The following is a 20,674-nucleotide window of genomic DNA, read 5'->3' on the forward strand; positions in this document are numbered from 1 at the left end:
CCAGAGGGGCGTTATCCGCGACGGCGCTGTGCCATCAGCGCCCGCAGGTCATCCTCGGCTGACTCGTTGGCAACGAATAGGAGCTCGTCGTCGGCCTCTAACGGCTCGTCCGGCACCGGCACGATCACTCGATCGCCGCGCAGAATGGTCACCAGCGCCGTATCGCGCGGTAACTGCACACTGCGAACCGCACTGCCGACCAGCGGGTGATCAGAGCCGAGGGTGATCTCGACGAGGTTCGTCTCGCCCGAGCGGAAGCGCATGATGCGCACCAGGTCGCCGACGGTGACCGCTTCTTCGACCAGCGCGGCGAGCACGCGCGGCGTCGATACCGCGATGTCGACGCCCCACGCCTCGTTGAACAGCCACTCGTTGGTTGGATCGTTGATTCGGGCGACCACGCGGCCGACACCGAACTCGGTCTTCGACAGCAGCGAAACGACGAGGTTGACCTTGTCGTCACCGGTTGCGGCGATCACGACAGGGCAGCGCTGCACCTCGATCTCCTCGAGTACCGATAATTCGCAGGCATCAGCGTGTACCCATTCGGCGTCCGGTACCTGCTCCGGATCGATACGCGATGCATCGCGCTCAATCAGCAAGACCTTGTGCCCGTATCCAGTCAACTCCAGCGCGATCGAGCGTCCAACCGCGCCGGCGCCGGCGATAGCCACCCGCATTATTCGTTCGCCTCCGGTGCACTCAGCGCGGCCTGAAGAGCTTGACGCTGGTTCTCGTTGTTGATCAGCCCGTAGAGCGTGTCCTCATGCTGCAGGACCGTCGATCGGGTCGGTACGAACGCTTTTCCGAATCGCGTGATGAACGCCGCGCGGACGTTTGTCTGGTCTTCGAACTCGGTCACCCGACGCCCGACCCAACCATCGTCGAACGCGATACGCGACAGCCCCACGCCTCCGGTGGGGTCCCGCCACACCTGCTCGCTGGACTGTGCCATGAGCTCGCTGAAGAGCCGGTCGGCGGTCCACGGGACCGTGGCGACCGTGGGGATTCCCAGCCGCGCGTACACCTCGGCGCGCTTCGAATCGTAGATACGGGCAACGACGTGTCGGACGCCGAATATCTCGCGGGCGACCCGTGCGGAAATGATGTTGGAGTTGTCGCCGGAGGAGACCGCAGCGAACGCGTCAGCCTTCGCGATCCCGGCCTCGGTGAGGGTGCGACGGTCGTACCCGTTTCCCTTGATCTGCGTGCCGCGGAACCGACCACCAAGCCTGCGGAACGCCTCCGCATTCTGATCGATCACTGCGACCGAATGCCCGAGTTCGTCCAGCCTGCGCGCGAGGGCTGTGCCCACCCGGCCGCAGCCCATGATGACGATGTGCACGCCACGCTCCCATCAACGCCGATGCGGTAATCAGGTAACGGTAGCGCGTGTGCGAACGCACGCTATGCAGATGGCGTAACCAAGGCCGCGGCGCGAGTACTGTGTGCCTGTGCCTAACGCTGGTTCGATCGCGAAACGGGTCCTGCTGGGCAGACCGTTTCGCAGTGACGCGATAAGCGACACGCTCTTACCCAAACGTCTCGCCCTGCCGATTTTCGCCAGCGACGCGATGTCTTCGGTCGCATACGCCACCCAAGAAATCATGCTGGTGCTGGCCATCGGGGGACTCGCGCTCTATCACCTCACGTGGTGGGCCGCGGCCGGTGTCATCCTCGTGATGGCCGTGGTCGTCGCGTCGTACCGCCAGAATGTCCGCGCCTACCCCAGCGGCGGTGGCGACTATGAGGTCGCGACCGTCAATGTGGGCAAGAACGCTGGGCTCACGGTCGCTAGTGCACTCGCCGTTGATTACGTGCTGACCGTCGCCGTGTCGATTTCCTCCGGCGCGGATCAGCTCACGTCCGCATTCAATGCGTTGCGCCCATACAAGTTGGAGATCGTGATCGGGTTCATCCTGCTCATCGCGATCATCAACCTCCGCGGAGCGAGGGAGTCCGGTCGCACGTTTGCGATCCCGGTATACGGGTTCGTGATCGCCATCCTGGGCATGGGCGTGTGGGCGCTGGTGCGCAGTCTCAACGGCGATGAGCTCACCGCGGAGTCGGCGTCGTACGTGGTGCGCGTGGACGAACCGTCGCCGACGGGACTGTTGCTGGTGTTCCTGGTACTGCGCGCGTTCGCGGCTGGATGCACGGCGCTGACCGGTACGGAGGCGATCGCCAATGGCGTGCCCGCGTTTGAGAAACCGAAACCGAAGAATGCGGCCGCAACGCTGGCGATGATGGGCGTGATCGGTGTCGCGATGTTCGCGACCCTGACCACGCTGGCGATGACCACGGGGGTTCGGGTAGTCGATCCCGAGTCGGGCACCCTGATCGCCTCGGACGGCACGGTGGTCACCGGCCAGAACACCGTGGTCGCCCAGGTTGCCGAGGCCGTATTCGGTCGCGGTATCGGTTTCTACGTGGTCACGTTCCTGACCACCATCATTCTCGTGCTGGCCGCGAATACCGCGTTCAACGGATTCCCCGTGCTGGGTTCGGTGCTCGCGAAGGACCGATACCTGCCGCGACAGCTGTACGCACGTGGCGACCGGTTAGCGTTCAGTAACGGCATCATCGTGCTCACCGGCGCAGCGATCGTGCTGGTGATTGCCTTCAACGCGGACGTGTCGCGACTGATTCAGTTGTACATCGTCGGGGTATTCGTCTCGTTCACGATCAGCCAGTTCGGCATGATCCGGCATTGGCGGCGCCACCTGCGAACCGAACGTGACCCGGCCGTACGCCGTCAGATGCGTCGTTCACGAGCGATTAATACGATCGGCTTCGCAGCTACGGCGACCGTACTCGTCGTGGTGATCTTGACAAAGTTCACCCACGGCGCCTATATCGCCGTATTGGCCATGGGTGCGCTGTTCCTCGTGATGAAGGGAATCCGGCGGCATTATCGACACGTCGCCGAGGAACTGCGCGTGCAACCCGACGAAGGACGGGTGTTGCCGAGCAGGGTGCACAGCATTGTATTGGTCTCCAATGTGCACAAGCCCGCGCTGCGTGCGCTCGCGTTCGCCCGAGCAACGCGACCGGACACACTGGTCGCGCTCACCGTCAGCGTGGACGCCACCGAGACCCGCAAGTTACAGGAGAAGTGGGATCAGTTGGACATCCAGATGCCACTGGTGACCCTCGAATCGCCGTTCCGAGACATCACCAAACCGGTCATCGACTACATCAAACGGGTACGCCTGGAGGGACCCCGCGACCTGGTGATGATCTTCATCCCGGAGTACGTCGTGGGGCGCTGGTGGGAGAAGTTGCTGCACAACCGCAGCGCGTACCGACTGAAGAGTCGGCTGCTGTTCATGCCGAACGTGATGACAACCAGCGTGCCGTGGCAGCTGCATTCCGCGCAGCACCTGAACCCGGAGGAGCCGCTGTGGTCGCGGCCGGGGAGCCTGCGGCAAGGGTTCGATTCCGCAGGCCGCCCAATGGCTCAGGTGCGCGATGACTCAGGGGCACGATGACTAAGCCCAACTGGTACGGACAGCACTTCGAAGTCGACGTCGAGCGAGTCGCCCATGGGGGACATTGCGTCGCGCGACATCTCGGTCGAGTCGTGTTCGTACGGCACACGATCCCCGGCGAACGCGTACTGGTGGAGGTCACCGAAGATCGCGGCGGTTCGTTCTGCCGAGCCGATGCGATCGAGGTCCTGCGAGCCTCCGCCGAGCGGGTCGAACCGGCCTGCGACTACGCGCATCCCGGCGGCTGCGGCGGGTGTGATTGGCAGCATGTAGATCCGGCCGCGTCGCGCCGCCTCAAGGGCGACGTCGTGGCAGAACAGCTCGAACGGCTCGCCGGCGTAGAGATCGAGGTCCAGGTCGAAGAGGTCGCGCCGTCCCCGCTGGGCTGGCGCACCCGCATGCAGTACGCCGTTGCCGGCGACGTCGTCGGTCTGCATTCACACCGCAGTGACCTGGTCATTGAGATCGATAGCTGTGCGATCGCGGCGCCTGGCGCCGACGTGCAGTTGGCGCGCGACCGGTTTCGTCCCGGCGCGCGCAGCATCGAGGTGGAGACGAGCGCGGGCGCGCGAAGCGCCGTGACGCTCGTCGATCAACGCCGCCGCCGACGCACCGTCGCCGGCGGCGTCCAGCGGCACCAGGTAGGTACGCGACGCTTCACAGTCAACCCCGGTGGGTTCTGGCAGGTCCACTCCGGCGCTGCGCGCACGCTCAGCGACGCGGTATTGCAGTACGCCGCCGTTCAGCCGGGTGAGACAGTGCTCGACCTGTTCTGCGGTGCCGGTCTGTTCACCGCGGGGTTGGCTGAGGCGGTGGGTACTACCGGTCGGGTGCTTGGTTACGAGGGCGCTGCGAGCGCGGTCCGCGACGGTCAACGCAATGTGGCGGACCTGCCGCAATGCAGCATCGAGCGCGCCGCGATCACCGCGCAGACGGTGGCAGCCGTCCCGGGTTCGATCGACGTCGTCGTCCTGGACCCGCCGCGCGCGGGGGCAAAGCGTGAACTCGTCGCGGCCGTGTGCGATAGGCAGCCGCGTGCGGTTGTCTATGTCGCGTGCGACCCGGCGGCACTGGGACGCGACGTCGGGTTCTTCGCCGAACACGGGTGGCGACTGGCCGAAGTTCGCGCGTTCGACCTGTTCCCGATGACGCACCACATCGAATGTGTCGCGCTACTGCTTCCTACGGCGCACAACGGCCAGGTCGCCTGAATTGGCCGCCGTCTCGGCGTATCCTCGCCTAGGATGAGGAACTCGGTAATCGGGTGGAAAGGAATGGTCGGTACGTGAGCCTGCTGACTCGGATCAACGGCCCCGCCGCCCTGCGCGAGTTGACGAGCGAAGAACTCGTCGAATTGTCGGCGGAGATTCGCGAGTTCCTGATCACCAAGATCTCCAAGTTGGGTGGGCACCTCGGGCCGAATCTCGGCGTTGTCGAACTCACGATCGCATTGCACCGCGTCTTCGACTCACCCCGCGAACCGATCGTGTGGGATACCGGCCATCAGTCGTACGTCCACAAGATGCTCACCGGTCGGCAGGGTGGCTTTGACGCGCTCAAGCAACGCGGTGGCCTGTCCGGATACCCCAGTCGCGCCGAGTCCGAGCACGATTGGTCTGAGAGTTCGCATGCCTCGGCATCGTTGTCGTATGTCGACGGGTTATCCAAGGCATTCGATATAGCTGCTGATCCACGCCCTGTCGTCGGTGTCATCGGCGATGGCGCGCTGACCGGCGGTATGGCCTGGGAGGCGCTGAACAACATTGCTGAGAGCGACCGCCCCGTCGTGATTGTCGTGAACGACAACGGGTGGTCCTACTCGCCGACGATAGGCGGGTTGGCCAGCCGGTTGGCGGCGTTGCGGCTGAAGCCGAACTACGAGCGGACCCTGGGCCGAATGAAGGAGCGCATCAGCGGCACTCCGGTCGTCGGTCCGGTGGTGTACGACGCGCTGCACGGCGTCAAAACCGGGATCAAGGACATGATTTCTCCGCAGGGAATGTTCGCCGACCTGGACTTCAAGTACGTCGGCCCGGTCGACGGTCACGATATCGGCGCGGTCGAGCGCGCATTGCGCCTGGCAAAGGACTTCGGTGCTCCGGTCATCGTGCACTGCGTGACCCGAAAGGGCGCCGGATACGAGCCCGCGGAGACCGACGAGGAGGACCGCCTGCACGGTGTGTCCGCATTCGATCGCGAGACCGGCAAGTCGGTCGCGAAGTCGGGTGCGACCTGGACCGGCGCGTTCTCGGACTTGATGGTCGAACTAGGCTCCACCCACGAGGACCTGGTCGCGATCACCGCAGCGATGCTGCACCCGACGGGGCTCGCGGCGTTCGCCGAGCGGTTCCCGACGCGCACCTTCGACGTGGGAATTGCTGAACAGCACGCATTGACCTCTGCTGCTGGTCTGGCGATGGGTGGCATGCACCCGGTCGTCGCGTTGTACTCGACCTTTCTGAACCGCGCTTTCGACCAACTCGTGATGGATATCGCGTTACATCAGCAGCCCGTCACGATCTGCCTGGATCGCGCCGGGATCACCGGCAGTGATGGACCAAGTCACAACGGTGTCTGGGATCTGGCCCTGCTCAGCGGTGTTCCTGGAATCAGGATCGGGGCGCCGCGCGACGGCAGCAGATTGCGGGAGTTGCTGTGCGAAGCGGTGAACGTCGACGACGGTCCGACCGTGTTGCGGTGGGACAAGGGTGCGCTGCCGGCGAATCTACCGAGCGTGCAGCACACCGATGGCTATGACCTCCTGGTGCGGGCCGAGCGACGAGATGTCGCGCTCGTAGCCATCGGTTCGCTGGCGCACGAGGCAGCAGACGCGGCCGCGCGGCTGGCGGCCCAGGGGATCGGGGTGAGCGTGTTCGATCCGCGCTGGGCCATTCCGGTGAGCCCGGCGCTCGTCGAAGAACTGAGCCGATACCGGCTCGTCGTCACCCTGGAGGACGGCCTGGTCTCCGGTGGCATCGGCTCGCGTATCTCGCAAGCGATGCGCGCGGCCGGTATCGATGTCCCGTGCAGGGAACTCGGCGTGCCGTCCGTGTTCCCCGAGCACGCATCCCGATCACAGATCCTGACCGATCTCGGTCTGGACGCTGATGGAGTTACTCACCACGTCGTGACCTGGTTCTCCGCTATCCGCGGCCCCCGGGACGCGGCACCAATCCAGATCGATCGAGCAGCCTCAGAAGGAGAATGACGTGCGAGTACTGGTAGTCGAAGACGAGCGGCAGCTTGCCGACGCGGTGGCCCGGGGTCTTCGCCGCGAGGGGATGGCCGTCGACGTGGCGTACGACGGCAAGGAAGGTCACGAGAAGGCCGTCATCACGGCGTACGACGTGATCATTCTGGACCGCGATCTGCCTGGTATGTCCGGTGACGCGATCATGAAAGAACTCGGCAATGCCGGGTCGAATTCGCGCGTGATCATGCTGACGGCGAGCGGGGCCGTGGCCGACCGCGTGGAAGGGCTCTCGCTCGGCGCGGACGACTACATGTCTAAGCCATTTGCCTTCGCCGAGTTGATCGCGCGCGTACGCGCGCTCGGACGCCGTTCCAACCCAGCGGCACCGCCGGTCTTGTCGGCAGGCGATCTCGAGCTTGATTCGGCTCGCCGCGTCGTACGACGTTCGGGCCGGGAGATCGACTTGACCCGTAAGGAGTTCGGCGTCCTGGAGGTATTGCTGCAGTCCGATGGCGCGGTGGTCTCCAGCGAGGGCTTGCTTGATCGGGTGTGGGACGAGAATGCCGATCCGTTCACGACGACGGTGCGGGTCACGATGATGACGCTGCGGCGCAAACTAGGTGATCCGCCGCTGATCGAAACGGTCGTCGGCTCCGGTTACCGCATCAAGTCTGACCAGTAAGTTTCTGCGGTGGTCCGTTGGCCCCAGGGTTTTCGGCTGGGTCTACGGCAGCGATTAGCGCTGGCGTGCGCGTTCCTGTCTGCGGCGGTATCGGTCATTGTCCTGCTGATATCGCTCATGGTGGTCGACCATTCGATCCAAAACGCGCTGACGTTTCCCGACGGAAACCTCATCGAGGTGATGTTGCCGGGCGAGACGCGGTCGCAGCTCGAGGGCTCGCTGGTTGTCGACGCTATTCGCAGCAACGCTAACGACACGCTGCTGGCGCGTGGCCTGATGATGGCGATCATCGCTGGGATCCTCGGCGGTGCCGCCGGCTACATCATCGCGGCGCGGGCGCTCGGACCCGTGGCCGAGGTGACAGCGACAGCGCGCCGCATCTCTGAAGGGCAGATGGCCGAGCGGATCGGGCTCGGTGGCGCGCAGGACGAGTTGCGGGACCTCGCCGACACGTTTGACGCAATGCTCGATCGCCTGGACCGGTCATTCGTGGCGCAACGCCGTTTTGTCTCCAACGCCAGTCATGAGCTACGCACTCCGTTGGCAGTGATCCGCACCGAGGTCGACGTGACGTTGGCCGATCCGAATGCGACGGCGCAGGATTTCCGCGAGATGAGTGCCACGGTGATCGATGCGACCGTGCGCGCCGATGCCTTGGTAGGTTCCTTGCTGACCTTGGCGAAGATCGACGCGCAGGTCGAGAACGGCCTGGCAGAGATGGGTCCCATGGACCTCGCGGATGCGGTTCCGCTCGCGCTCCTGGCGGTGCGTGAAGAATCCGGTGAGATGAACCTGGTGGTGCATCAGGACGCGCAGCCCGCGCCCACCGTCGGAGACGTTCACCTGCTGGAGCAACTGGTTGCAAATCTGGTCACCAACGCCGTACGCCACAACCAGCCAGGCGGCGAGATCTGGATTGCGACGCGCACGGTCGATGGTAACTGCGCGTTGCACGTGTCTAATACCGGCGACGTACTCGATGCGGAGACGGTGGAGGAGTTATTCACGCCGTTCAAGCGCGCCAGCGATCGTACGGCCAGCCGTGGCACAGGGCTCGGGCTGTCGATCGTGCGCGCGATCGTCCGCGCACACCATGGCACCGTGCGCTTGACCGCGCGTCCAGGTGGCGGACTTGCGGTGGACGTCGTGCTGCCGCGCACGCTTGCTGCGGCCGAACCTCCGCCTGCGCGGAGCGGCTGGACGGGACAGTTTCGCATCTTGCGCGACCGCAGCACTGATTCGAAGGTCGACGGAGCCGACATCTAGCGAACCCAAGGCCCAATTCCGTCATTAGCGGGCGCACGCCGTTTGGCGGTAACTCATCGGGAGCGCGCGGATGCGCGTGAAGCATTGTAATGGGCTATGTCACTGACGTAGTCTCGTGGCTGACGTGTGTTTCCGGCGTGAACGGCGGGGGATGGATCTGGATGTGTTCCGGATGAATTTCTACCGCATGAGGCCACGTTTTCGTCGGCCTGGTTCGTTGACCACCGCGACCGTGACCACCGCCCACCTCATCCTGGTCGCCTGGTGTGCATTCCGCGTGGCGGTTCTTGGCAAGGCGATGGTCGAGATCCCCTCGCTGTCCATGTCATCGGAACGATTCATCTCCTGGCTGCTGCTGACGTTGGTCGCTGTCGAGACCGTCGTGATGTTTGTCGTCCTGGTCCGTACCCGAGCGCTACCCAGTTATGCATTGGTAGGCGTGGACGCCACCCTGTCCGCCGTCGTCTCCCTCACCCCGGCGTTCCAATACCCAGAGGTGGGCGACCCGATGCTTCCGTGGCACTTCGCGCTGGTGTTCACGAGCATCTGCCTGGTCGCAATGCGGACTGCTTCGGTGAGGTGGACGACCGTCATCGTCGTTCTGCTTACCGCGACGTACCTCGTAGGGCGATACGCGCAGTCGGCATGGGCATCGCCTGCGGTAGCGGTGGCGAGCGCGTTCACAGTGTCTATGGTCTTCGCGGTGGGTGCGGCCTCGTCGCGGCATCTCATTGCCCTCGGGGACCGGATGGAAACCCTGGTCGAGTCGAACGTGAAACTGGCGGCTCGGGTGGCGGTCGCGAATGAACGTGCTACGCAGCGGGTCTTCTTGCACGATACGGCGGGGCTGTTGGCGATGATCGCCAACACCGAGGATCCGGAACTGAGTGCGGTGTTGCGCGAACGTGCGCGCTCTACCAGTAAGGAACTGCGCGCATACGTCTATCAGGAACGACAGAATGAAGCGGGACCGACGCGGCCCTTGGATCAGGTCCTGGAGCGGATCGCAGCAGAGTTTCGCGATCTGCCGATCGACCAGAACACGCTCCTGGCTAAGAACGTGTTCCTGTCCGGCGATGCAATCCAGGCCACCGAGTCCGCATTGCGGACTCTGCTGGACAACATCCGGGTGCACGCACACGCGCGCAGTGTCACGATCCATGCTCGCGCGACGGCCAGTGGCTGGGAAGTGACGGTGCGTGACGATGGTGTCGGGTTCGACCCCGCAAAAGTCCGGAAGGGCTTTGGCCTGCGGGATCAGGTCGAATCACAGTGTGCCTTGGCAGGTATCGCCGTAACGCTGGACTCGTTCCCGGGCGAAGGTACCGAGGTACGGCTGGCAGGCAGCGGCTTTGGCGGTGCGCAACAACCGAAGCAGTCTTCCGTGCCCCGGACGCGTGGGGTGTTCTTGCGCCATTGGCGAGAAAGTCGCCGCAGTGCTGACGTGCGCAAGTAAGCGCGAATTCGTAATCCGCGCTAGTACGGGTACTTCTTCCGCGGCCCGTTGGTTACGCTGAATCGATGACGATCGCGTTGCCCGAGACGAGTCCTCGAGTAGTGGTCATTGATGATGACACCATTATTCGGGACGGCGCCCGCGTGCTGCTGTCCGAGTCGGACGTAGTCGCCTGTTACGAGAACGTCGAGGAGTTTCTCAGCGATCGCCCTGATGTGGACGTCGTCCTGCTCGATCTCAACTTGCACGGAACAGGTACGCCTCGGACGCATGGTGCTGCCGGTGTCAATGCAGTGTCGAAAGCCGGTTACAAGGTCCTCATTTACACCAATGAGCGCCGTTTGCTCGTCCTCGCGAGTTGTTTGGGGGCTGGTGCCAAAGCGATCGTGCACAAGGCGGAGCCGGTGGCGGCGCTGCAGGAGGCGATCGAGGAGGTGCGGCGCGGCGGCACCGTCATCACAGTCGCGCTCACTGGCCTTGCCGAGGCCGTGCGTGAGCATGGCCGGATGCAGCGGCTCACCCGCCGTCAGCGCGAGATTCTCGAGGCCCGAGCGCGCGGAGAGTCGTTCAAGAGTATTGGCCGACGACTGTTCATCTCCGAACGCACCGCGCAAGACCACATGAACAAGGTGAACGAGGTTTTCTGCGAATACCTGTCGACCCACTCGGCGGCAGACCTCGAGCGACACCTAGGAATCGCCGCGGGGGATCTCAATAACCTGTGACGGTTCGTTCCTGGTGCGGACCTCGTCTCGCAAGTACAAACTCAGTGCGTTCGCGGCGTCGTAGTCCGGATCCGGCTCGAGCCATTCGTCGATAATCCCGGTGACGCCCAGCGCGGCCAGGTGCCATCGTTGACCGTCCCAGTCCAGCACCTTGTCGAGTCGTTCCGGCGATATCAAATGGCGCAACGACATTCCCAGCATCGCACCCGAAACTACGAGAGTGAAGTCCTCGACCGTGGCTGAGGGGTGTCGAAAGCGCAGCCCAAATAGCCGTATCGCGTTGAGGTACCCGGTGGCCCGCTTGCCGGCCAGTTCATTTTCGGCGGTGTCCAGGGCGCGACGCACTTGCTCACTGTCGATCCGGTTGGCCAAGGTGACCGGGACTAACGACAACTGCAGGAACGTCAGGAATGCTGGCGTGTTCGCTGACTGCCGGAAGCTGTCGCCGATGGTCTTGCGGAGTACTGTGCGCGCGACTTGGAACCGGTCGGTCGCCGTTGCAAGGCCGTCGAGTACGGTCGCGATCTCGTCCTTCGCCATCTGCCGGGCGGTCATGTTGAAATCGGTGCGTGCCCACACGTTGCGGGCCATCAGAGACAGCACGTCCGAGGCGAACCGGCGGCGATTGTTATGAGCCTGGTTCACTGCGCGCCCGCGCACCTCGCACACTTCGAGCATCCGCTCGATGCCGGGGGAGTTGATCAGCAGGCCTGCATCGGCCGGTCTATTCGCAAGCCCAATCAGATTGTGCCGCGCTCGGTACACCGACGTGCCGCCGAATCCGTGTAGCCAGCGTAATTCCGTCGCCGAGTCGGTCTCCGGATCAGTCATGAGGTCACCTCGAGGCCATCGTAATAACGGCCGACGACATTTGTGACCCCCAACAGGGGCAGAATCACACGTTGGCATTGCACGTGATACGTGGTTGTTAGCGTGCATCCCGAGGTGTAAACGCCCGCAGTGCGCCAGCTAGTGGCTTGCTCAACTGGGCGATTTGCCACGGGCGCGCGCCGTGTGCTGCAAGCTGTTGAGCGACGGAATCGGGGCCGACGACGTTCGGTGGTGCCCAGGCCAACGAGCGCACCGCGGCCGGTGGAACCAGGTTTTCCGGCGGAATGGACAATGCCTCGCTGAGTTCGAGGACAACAGTGCGGGCGAGTGCGTACCGATCGGCGACGTCGTTGTCTTTTCCCATGTGGCGCGACGGGCCCGCATTCGGGTCGTGTGGCGGGGCTTTGCGCGGTAGCGATCGTTCGGGCAGCGCATGTGCGCGTTGTATCGCAGTCCACCATCGCTGCCGGTGTCGAATTGCCGCGCGCCGGGTGAAACCGTTGATCTCGAGCATCTGCTGCAGCGTGGTCGGTCCGCCGATCGCGGCCGCAACGATGACACGGTCGGGCAGGAGTTTGCCCGGAGCGAGATCCTTCTGGCGGGCGAGTTCGTCGCGGGATTCCCACAACGCCTGAACGATGGCCATGCCCCGGCGATCGCGCACCTTCTGGATGCCACTGGTACGTCGCCACGGATCCGGACGCGGCGGCGGTACCGGAGCGACCCGCACGGCCTCAAACTCCTGGTGCGCCCAGTCGAGTTTCTGTTGGGCGATCAGTTCGCGCTCAACCTCGTCACGCAGTTCCAGCAGAACGTCGACGTCCAAAGCGGCGTACACCAGATAATCGCGCGGCAGTGGTCGCAGACTCCAATCGGCGGCCGAATGCCCCTTCGCTAGGCGGACGCCCAATAACCGCTCGGTCATCAGACCGAGCGATACCCGCTCAAATCCGGCAATCCGTCCGCCCAATTCGGTGTCGAACAACGAGTCCGGTCGCATCCCTACCTCGGCGAGGCAGGTCAGGTCTGCGACGGCAGCATGCACCACCCACTCGACTCCCCGGAGCGCGTCGTTCAGTGGCGATAGGTCGCCAGCGGCGATGGGGTCGACCAGCGCTATGCCGGCGCCTGAGCGGTTGAGCTGGACGAGTTGAGCTCGCGCACTGTAGCGAAACCCCGATGCTCGTTCGGCGTCGATGGCCACCGGGCCGGTGCCAGCAGCAAGCCGATCGGCGAGTTCGCGTATGCCGGACGGCGACTTGATTACCTCCGGCACGCCACCTCGTGGCTCGAGTAGCGGCGTGGGCTCAGGGGTATCTGGGCTTGCGTCGGTCGTGGGGCCTTCGGCTGCTGTGCGATCGTTCACGCCGACGTGGAGTCGCGCCGTGCAATCAGACTGACCCCGGGTGGTGGAGCGCCGGCGGCAGATGCCAGCAGGTCTACCCAGGCGCGCAGGTGCCCGCTGAGATCGGAGGTGAGCGCAGTCCAGGAGGCGCGCATTTCTAGGTCATTCGTGGCTTCCGGGCCGGCGAGGTCGCCGTACCGCTGCGAAGCGGTCTTGGTGACCGTTCCGCCCAGCGCCGCGTACTCGGCGCCGGTCTGCGCCAGCGCGTCGGTCAGCCACGTCCATGAGGCGTCGCTGAGCGCCGGGTCGGTAGCCATGTCTTGCTCGATCGTTGCCGAGACGTACGACACGAGCCGTAGCGTTCCGTGCCAAGCCTCGTCGCCATCGGGGTCATGCAGCAGCACGAGGCGCCCGTTTGCTTCGGGGATGTCGCCTTCGGGATCAATCAGGACTTCCGCGCCGAGAGCGTACGAATAGGGCGCTAGCCGCTGCGGCGCGCGGATGGGCTCAAGCGTCACCTCGGGGCGGATGCTCACCGAGTTCAGGCTGGCTACGGCCTCACGAAACTCCTCGGGGCCGCCATCTGACGGGTTCGTCTGTGGGCTGGTCACGTCGATAAGCGTAAGACTGTTGTTTGCATTTTTCGGTGAGCACGCGCGGTGCTGTGATAACGAACCGGCGACGACAGCGGCGTGACAATGACGCTCGGGTTGCCCGAGGCGACGGGCGCCGCGCAGGGGTACGTGGGATCATGTCAGAGATATGTCTGAGAATTCTTCGGCCTCGCCGTCCGCGCCATTGCTCGCGGCCGCGAGACGCCATACGCCTGCTTACGTCCCCGTCTGGTTCATGCGCCAGGCAGGTCGATCGCTGCCCGAGTACCGACAGATCCGTGAGGGCGTCGACATGCTCGAATCGTGCATGCGACCCGATCTGGTGGCGGAGATCACGTTGCAGCCCGTTCGGCGGCACAACGTCGACGCGGCGATCCTGTTCTCGGACATTGTGCTGCCGCTCAAGGCCCTCGGTATGGACCTGGACATCAAGCCGGGCGTAGGCCCGGTGATTGCGCAACCTATCCGCAGCCGTGCAGATGTCGAAGCCATCGAGGTACTCACCAACGAGCACATCGGCTTCATCTCAGAGGCGATCGGGCTGATCACCGCTGAGTTGGGCGACACGCCGTTGATCGGTTTCGCGGGCGCGCCATTCACGTTGGCCTCGTACCTCATAGAAGGCGGACCGTCGCGTAATCATGAGCGGACGAAGGCGTTCATGATGTCTGACCCGCAGGCATGGGACCTACTGCTGAGCCGCTTGTCCGATATCTCCACGGTCTTCCTCAAGGCGCAGGTAGCCGCGGGCGCGAGCGCCGTGCAACTATTCGATTCGTGGGCCGGGGCGCTATCGCGCGCCAACTATGAGCGGTACGTCGCTCCGTATTCGCAGCGGATCATGAGCGCAGTCGGAGACGAGGTGCCGAAGATCCATTTCGGCGTCGGAACCGCTTTACTGCTCGAATCGATGGCTGCCACAGGAGCTGACGTCGTCGGCGTCGACTGGCGTACGCCGCTGGACGCCGCGACTGCCCTTTTGGGGGACCGTTACGCGATCCAAGGAAATCTGGACCCGGCCGTACTGTTCGCGGATTGGTCCGTGATCGAGGCCGAGGTGCGGCGAATCCTGTCCGAGGGCGCCGCTGCCCCCGGTCATATCTTCAACCTTGGGCACGGCGTGCTGCCTGATACCGACCCCGACGTCCTGACTCGAGTCGTTGCGCTCGTACATGAGTTGACGGCGGCCTAGCCCAGATGGGCATCGATCGCGAACGTCCGCTGGCGGAGCCGCCGAAATCCTGCGATGTGCTGGTCATCGGCGCCGGTATCGCGGGTCTGGTGACCGCATATCGCCTGCGCCGCGCCCGAGGCGACCTCGACGTCCACGTCATCGATATCGCGTCGTACGCCGGCGGCAAGTTGCGTGCGCGTTCGTTGGCCGGCGTACAGGTCGACGTAGGTGCCGAGGCCGTCATAGCGCGTCGCCACGAGGGAATGCGCTTAATCGAAGAACTCGGGTTGAGCGGTGAGGTGCACCATCCTGGCGTTGCCGCATCACAGATCGCCACCGCAGGCGGGCGGTACCCGATTCCCGCCGAGACGCTGATGGGCGTCCCGACTGACGTAACGGCAATCGCGAACAGCGGTCTGCTCAGTGCTGCTGGAATTGCGAGGCTTTCTGCCGGTGGCGCACCGTTGGAGGTCGACGAGGATGTGTCCGTAGGCGATGCGATAGCGGGGGAGTTCGGGCCCGAGGTGGTCGACCGGCTCGTCGAACCTCTGCTCGCTGGCGTGTACGCGGGTCGTGCTGACCGACTATCACTGAAGGCCACGATTCCCGCGTTGTGGGCTCAGGTGGGATCCAGTGAGTCGCTGATGGCGGCGGCGCAAGCAGCGAAAGCCGCTGCGCCTCGCTCCGACGCGCCGGTGTTCGCGACCGTCACCGGAGGCGTTGGGGTTATTCCGGATCGGCTCATTTCAGCTGGCGACTTATCGGTGACCCTGCGCTGCCCGGCTCGCAAGATTCGTCGCGACGGCAATGAGTTCGTAGTGGAGACCGGCGCCGCCCCGGATCCTCATTTCGTGCGCGCGCGATCGGTGGTGGTGGCGACGTCGGCGCCGAAGGCGGCTCGTCTGCTCACCGATCTGGCGCCTCGTGCCTCCGCGGAACTGTCTCAGGTCGCTACGGCGAGTATGGCTGTGGTGCTACTTGCCTACCGTGTGGGCGATCTGGCCAACCCGCCGCCGACGACAAGCGGGATGCTGGTGCCGGTCAGTGAGGGAACCACGGTTAAGGCCGCGACATACGTGACGAACAAATGGCCGCACGTGAGGACCTCCGAAGATCTGTTTATCGTGCGGGCGTCGATCGGTCGAGTGGGCGACGAGGGCGTCCTGCAGCGCTCGGATGAGGATCTGGTGACCCTCGCACGGCGCGACCTCGCCGTACTCGGTGATATCTCCGGTGAGCCGATCGATTCGCTGGTGCAGCGTTGGGGCGGTGGACTGCCTCAGTACGACGTCGGGCATGTGGCGCGGGTGGCGCGGATCCGCGCTGACGTGGCGACAGTCTCCGGGCTCGCCGTCGCCGGAGCGACGTACGACGGTGTCGGAATTCCTGGATGTATCAACAGCGCAGACGCCGCAGCGCAACGCGTGCTGCAGCATATCGAGGGAGATGAATGAGTTGTCGGAAAACGTCGCGGATCGCCTAGGCGCTGACGGTCAGCCGGAGCATGCCGGAAACCTGAAGGCACAACGGATCAAGGAACTGAACGCGACTACGCGCTACACGATGTGGTCGGTGTTCAAGGTCGATCCGTCGTTGCGAGGCCTGCGCGGCTCGCGCGAGTCCGCGGCGCAGCAGATCGAGGAGATCTTTGCCGAAGCGCTGCGCGATGACGATGTGAAGGTGCGTGGCGTGTACGACGTATCCGGCTTCCGCGCGGACGCGGAGTTCATGATCTGGTCGCACGCACCGTCCAGTGATGCGCTGCAGGACCTTTATCAGCGGGTTCGCAATAGCGACCTAGGTGAGCACCTGGTGCCGGTGTGGTCACAGATGGCGCTGCATCGCCCCGCGGAATTCAACAAGAGTCACCTCCCCGCATTCTTGGCTGATGAGGTCTCGCGCGGGTATGTCTGCGTGTATCCGTTCATCCGCTCGTACGACTGGTATTTGCTGCCCGACGACGAACGGCGCAACATGCTGCGCGAGCATGGGCAGATGGCCCGGCCGTACGGTGACGTTCGCGCTAACACGGTGCCGGCGTTCGCGCTGGGCGACTACGAATGGATCCTGGCTTTCGAGTGCGACGAACTACATCAGATCGTTGACTTGATGCGCGATCTGCGCGCCTCGGAAGCGCGCCGACACGTTCGTGAGGAAGTACCGTTCTACACCGGTCGGCAACTGTCACTGAACGAACTCATCACGCGCCTGCCGTAGGCGGGATTCCTTATTCTGCGGTGGTTTGGGACTGGTCCCGAGCGAAGTATCCAGGCCTGAACCACCGCAGATCTGCGTGGGTGCTACTTGGGCCATCGATACATGCGAACCGGTAGATGGCCGCGAGCACGTTAGGGTGTGGCCTCAAGTGGCGGGAGGAAATCATGACGAAATCGAAAGCGGAGGTTGGACTTCGAGGCGGCGTGGTCCGCAACCCGGCGAAACGTGAGCAACAACGCCGAGACATCATCGCTGCGGCGGCGCGCGTATTTGCGCGTACTGGATACGAAAATGCGACGATGACCGATGTTGCGCGCGAAATGGGCGTCAGCAAGGGCGTGTTGTATTACCAGTTTCAGAGTAAGGCTGAATTGATCGTCGCCACGCGAATTCAGTCCGTCGGCCAGGCGACTGCGACTCTCGCAGAAATCATCGCCAGGCCCGTCCCGGTCGCCGAGAGGATGCGCGAGGCTCTGCGGGCACACGTTCAGACAAATTTCGAGGAACTCAGCCGGCACGTCATCCTGCTGCCGCGAATAGTTGGCCTCGATGACAGTAGTGCGCGGGAAGTACGCGAACTCGAGCGGCGGTACGAGGAGCTCCTTAGCGAGCTGGTGCAAGAAGGCATCACCAGCGGCGCGTTCGTTGAGGCTCCGGTGCGCTTGACGGTCTTTACCTTGATTAAGGCGTGTGCATCGCCCGCGTTCTGGTTCCGAGAGGGTGGAAGCCTATCGCAGCAGGATGTCGTCGAGGGGCTTACTGAGCAACTGATGCGAAGTCTCATCGGTTCGTCTTCGACGATCTCGGATACGCGTACGAAGAAGAGACCTAAACGCAGTTAAGCGCGACGCCTACCGACCGGTGACGGGGCGCGAGACCGGCGTTCGCAACTCCTCAGCCGCCTCCTCGACAGAACCGTCGAAGTTGAGCGGTCGTCAGAAGTCTCGTCTTCAGAAATTGTGAAGAATCGTCGACACCATGGGGTGTCGACGATTCTTGTCTTCATACTCTTCCGACATATTGGCGAACTGTCATGTTCGCAAGCGCGGCGACGAAGGTTCAACGTCGTTTCAGATCATTATTGACGCGTCGGTTTATTCCTGTCAGTATAACTCGGCATGTGGCGCAGGTCATCGCGCTGCGCGCCGAACGAAGGAGCTACAGGATGCGGAATCTAGGCAAGCGACTAGGAGCCGTGGCCATCGCCGCGCTGCTCGCGCTGCTCACGGCATGCGGCAGCGGAGGGTCGGGTGGCGACTCGGATACGTTGCGCATCGCCGTCAGCGCCGACATCTCATCTCTTGATCCGATCAAGGGAAATTCCGGGCTGGACCACGTGATGCTGTACACGATCTACGACACCTTGATCTCGTTCGACGCTGAGATGCAGCCGCAGCCGGGTCTTGCCGAGGCGTGGGAGCTCGTGTCGCCAACCGAACTTCGATTGGATCTGCGTACCGGCGTCAAGTTTCACGACGGCACCGATTTCGATGCGGAAGCAGTGAAGTACAACCTCGAGCGTGGTCGTGGCGAAGGATCAAACGTGGCGGCCGATCTCTCGTCAATCTCCGAGGTCGAGGTAACCGATCCACAGACCGTCACGATCAAGCTTTCGGATCCGGATGCCAGCATCCTGATGGTGCTTGCGGATCGCGCAGGCATGATGGTCTCGCCGACGGCCGCTAAGGCCGGCGAGGATGACGTGAGCGCGAATCCCATCGGCACCGGTGGTTGGGAATATGTGGACTGGAAGCGCGGCGAGGCGCTGAAGGTTAAGCGCTTTGCGGATTACTGGGACAGCGAAGCTGTGCGGGTCGAGAACATCGACTTCAATGTGCTGACCGACCCGACCACCCGGGTCACGTCACTTAAGTCGGGCCAGCAGGACCTCGCACTCGCGATCGCGGCATCTGACGCGGCCACAGTCGAAGCCGCATCTGGTGTCGAACTGTTTCAGGCGCCCAGCATGCTGCTGAACATCGTGTTCCTCAATACCTCCTCGGAAGAACTCAGCGACCCGAACGTGCGGCGTGCGTTGAGCCTGGCCATCAATCGTGATTCCTTACTCTCGGGCGCATTCTTCGATCGCGGTACACCTGCGGCTGGGATAGTCCCCGAGGACTACTGGGCGACGCCGCCGAGCAGCGTGAAGGCGGATTTCGATCCAGACAAGGCTAAGTCGCTCTTGGCGGAGGCCGGTGTGAGCGACCTGCAGTTCGACATCATCACCAACGCCGATTCGGCTACCGTACGTACCGCCGAGGTGCTCCAACAGCAATGGGAAAACGTCGGGGTCACCGTGAACCTCATGCCGCGCGAACTCGTGCAGGCCACGAACGATTTCTTCGTGGACAAGCTCGCGCAAGGCTACTTGTCGGTGTGGACGGGGCGGCCGGATCCTGCCATGACCTATCGGTCGCTGTTTACCGAAGACTCGTTCTATAACGCCGGCGCTGGCACACCTGGTATGTCAGACGCGCTGGCTGCATCGGATGAGTCACTTGAGCCGGAGAAGCGCAAACCTGGCTTGGACGGGGCTGCGGAATCGGTCTTTGAGAACACCTCGGCATTGCCGCTTGCATTCTCAGACCTACTCATCGGCCACAGCGACGACGTAACAGGACTGACTTCGAATCTGCTGGGCAAACCCAAGCTCATCGGCGTGACGATCGGCTGAGGATTGGTGGGGACAGTGTCACTACTGAAAGTTGACGACCTAGTTGTACATTTCGGTCAGGGAGCCGACAGCGTTCAGGCGCTACACGGGGTTTCTCTGGAGATTGACCACGGTGAGATTGTCGGGTTGGTCGGTGAGAGCGGCAGCGGCAAGACGGTAACTTCGCTGGCGCTCATGGGGTTGCTTGATCCGCGAAACGCGCGGGTCGATGGCAAAGCGTCGTTCGATGGCTCGTCGTTATGGAATGAGAAGGGCCGTCGGCCTTCCGGGCAGACTCCGCAACTCGCGATGATCTTCCAGGAGCCCATGACCGCGCTCGATCCTGTGTTCTCGATCGGTCATCAGCTGAGCGCAACGCTGAGGTTGCGGCAGCAGATGGCCAAACATCAAGCGGCCGAGGAGGCTGTGCGCCTTTTGGACCAGGTCGGGATTCCGGATCCGCAGGCTCGGATGCGCTCGTATCCACATGAGATGTCCGGCGGAATGCGCCAACGGGTGGTCATCGCCATCGCGTTGGCGTGTGCGCCGAAGCTGCTGATAGCCGACGAACCCACCACGGCTGTGGACGTCACGATTCAGGCTCAACTTCTAGAGCTGATCAAGGGGCTGGCGCGAGAACGAGGAATGGCCGTGCTGTTTGTGACGCATGATCTAGGGGTCGTGTCCGAGACCTGCGACCGAATGGTGACGATGTATGCAGGAAGAGTCGTCGAGCAAGGTCCGGTCCGAGAGGTGCTGGCCGTTCCGGCGCATCCGTATACGGCGGGTCTGTTGGCGGCCTTGCCATCCGCTGATTCGCGCGGCAAGCGGCTTCCGACCATTCCTGGCCGCGTGCCACCACCAGGAGAAGAGATCGCCGGGTGCGTGTTCGCTGAGCGATGCAGTCATGCCGAGTCGGTCTGTGGTGAACCGCAGACATTGCGTTCCTACCTCGATTCCCGACGACACGTGCGCTGCGTGCGAGCGCAAGAACTAGAGCTTGCGGGTGCTCGGTGATGGAAAC

The 20,674-nt window shown here is 63.5% G+C and carries 18 protein-coding genes; 13 read left to right on the top strand and 5 right to left on the bottom strand.

Annotated elements, in window-relative coordinates:
- Positions 1–11 precede the first annotated feature (11 nt).
- Positions 12–680: a potassium channel family protein gene (locus E1H16_RS08195; RefSeq protein ID WP_134323209.1), complete on the bottom strand. Its 669-nt coding sequence runs from the start codon at positions 678–680 to the stop codon at positions 12–14.
- Positions 680–1,345 carry a potassium channel family protein gene (locus tag E1H16_RS08200; RefSeq protein ID WP_134323210.1) on the bottom strand — a complete coding sequence of 222 codons (666 nt, stop codon included), beginning with the start codon at positions 1,343–1,345 and terminating at the stop codon, positions 680–682. Before E1H16_RS08200 ends, E1H16_RS08195 begins: the two co-directional genes overlap by 1 nt.
- A 109-nt stretch (positions 1,346–1,454) precedes the next feature.
- Between E1H16_RS08200 and E1H16_RS08205 the strand changes: the two genes are divergently transcribed.
- From E1H16_RS08205 to E1H16_RS08235, 7 genes are all read left to right on the top strand, one after another.
- Positions 1,455–3,491 (top strand): APC family permease, encoded by a 2,037-nt coding sequence (locus tag E1H16_RS08205; protein WP_134323211.1) that lies wholly within the window; start codon positions 1,455–1,457, stop codon positions 3,489–3,491.
- On the top strand, positions 3,488–4,702 hold the full coding sequence (locus tag E1H16_RS08210) for a class I SAM-dependent RNA methyltransferase (protein WP_134323212.1): 1,215 nt from the start codon (positions 3,488–3,490) through the stop codon (positions 4,700–4,702). Before E1H16_RS08205 ends, E1H16_RS08210 begins: the two co-directional genes overlap by 4 nt.
- Before the next feature lie 74 nt (positions 4,703–4,776).
- The gene (dxs, locus tag E1H16_RS08215; RefSeq protein WP_208378926.1) at positions 4,777–6,699 is read left to right on the top strand and encodes a 1-deoxy-D-xylulose-5-phosphate synthase; all 1,923 of its coding nucleotides are present in this window, start codon (positions 4,777–4,779) and stop codon (positions 6,697–6,699) included.
- Between the two features lies 1 nt (position 6,700).
- Positions 6,701–7,366, top strand: a complete 666-nt coding sequence (locus E1H16_RS08220) for a response regulator transcription factor (protein WP_134323213.1) — start codon at positions 6,701–6,703, stop codon at positions 7,364–7,366.
- Positions 7,367–7,375: 9 nt separating this feature from the next.
- Positions 7,376–8,632, top strand: coding sequence for a HAMP domain-containing sensor histidine kinase (locus E1H16_RS08225; RefSeq protein ID WP_134323214.1), 1,257 nt, complete (start codon positions 7,376–7,378; stop codon positions 8,630–8,632).
- A 217-nt stretch (positions 8,633–8,849) separates the two neighbouring features.
- On the top strand, positions 8,850–10,088 hold the full coding sequence (locus E1H16_RS08230) for a sensor histidine kinase (RefSeq protein WP_208378927.1): 1,239 nt from the start codon (positions 8,850–8,852) through the stop codon (positions 10,086–10,088).
- 65 nt (positions 10,089–10,153) lie between these two features.
- Complete coding sequence (locus E1H16_RS08235; RefSeq protein ID WP_208378928.1) at positions 10,154–10,813, top strand: response regulator transcription factor; 660 nt, start codon at positions 10,154–10,156, stop codon at positions 10,811–10,813.
- Here E1H16_RS08235 and E1H16_RS08240 read toward each other — a convergent pair.
- From E1H16_RS08240 to E1H16_RS08250, 3 genes are all read right to left on the bottom strand, one after another.
- Complete coding sequence (locus E1H16_RS08240) at positions 10,778–11,644, bottom strand: hypothetical protein (RefSeq protein ID WP_134323216.1); 867 nt, start codon at positions 11,642–11,644, stop codon at positions 10,778–10,780. The two genes, E1H16_RS08235 and E1H16_RS08240, sit on opposite strands and share 36 nt — an antisense overlap.
- Positions 11,645–11,741: 97 nt before the next feature.
- Positions 11,742–12,920: an HRDC domain-containing protein gene (locus E1H16_RS08245; RefSeq protein WP_243837789.1), complete on the bottom strand. Its 1,179-nt coding sequence runs from the start codon at positions 12,918–12,920 to the stop codon at positions 11,742–11,744.
- Positions 12,921–13,006: 86 nt separating this feature from the next.
- A complete protein-coding gene (locus tag E1H16_RS08250; RefSeq protein WP_134323218.1) occupies positions 13,007–13,600 on the bottom strand; it encodes a DUF3000 domain-containing protein in 594 nt (197 codons plus the stop codon).
- A 151-nt stretch (positions 13,601–13,751) separates the two neighbouring features.
- Here E1H16_RS08250 and hemE point away from each other — a divergent pair, with 151 nt between their 5' ends.
- From hemE to E1H16_RS08280, 6 genes are all read left to right on the top strand, one after another.
- Positions 13,752–14,795: a uroporphyrinogen decarboxylase gene (hemE, locus tag E1H16_RS08255; protein WP_134323219.1), complete on the top strand. Its 1,044-nt coding sequence runs from the start codon at positions 13,752–13,754 to the stop codon at positions 14,793–14,795.
- 5 nt (positions 14,796–14,800) lie between these two features.
- A complete protein-coding gene (hemG, locus tag E1H16_RS08260; protein WP_134323220.1) occupies positions 14,801–16,231 on the top strand; it encodes a protoporphyrinogen oxidase in 1,431 nt (476 codons plus the stop codon).
- The gene (hemQ, locus tag E1H16_RS08265; RefSeq protein WP_134323221.1) at positions 16,224–16,994 is read left to right on the top strand and encodes a hydrogen peroxide-dependent heme synthase; all 771 of its coding nucleotides are present in this window, start codon (positions 16,224–16,226) and stop codon (positions 16,992–16,994) included. The genes hemG and hemQ overlap by 8 nt, the downstream gene beginning before the upstream one ends.
- A 164-nt stretch (positions 16,995–17,158) precedes the next feature.
- Entirely contained in the window at positions 17,159–17,836 is a 678-nt protein-coding gene (locus E1H16_RS08270) for a TetR/AcrR family transcriptional regulator (protein ID WP_166741674.1), read from the top strand.
- A gap of 323 nt (positions 17,837–18,159) precedes the next feature.
- Entirely contained in the window at positions 18,160–19,671 is a 1,512-nt protein-coding gene (locus E1H16_RS08275) for an ABC transporter substrate-binding protein (protein ID WP_166741675.1), read from the top strand.
- A gap of 15 nt (positions 19,672–19,686) precedes the next feature.
- The gene (locus E1H16_RS08280; protein WP_166741676.1) at positions 19,687–20,667 is read left to right on the top strand and encodes an ABC transporter ATP-binding protein; all 981 of its coding nucleotides are present in this window, start codon (positions 19,687–19,689) and stop codon (positions 20,665–20,667) included.
- Positions 20,668–20,674: the final 7 nt, after the last annotated feature.

The organism is Cumulibacter soli (assembly GCF_004382795.1).
Classification (GTDB): domain Bacteria; phylum Actinomycetota; class Actinomycetes; order Mycobacteriales; family Antricoccaceae; genus Cumulibacter; species Cumulibacter soli.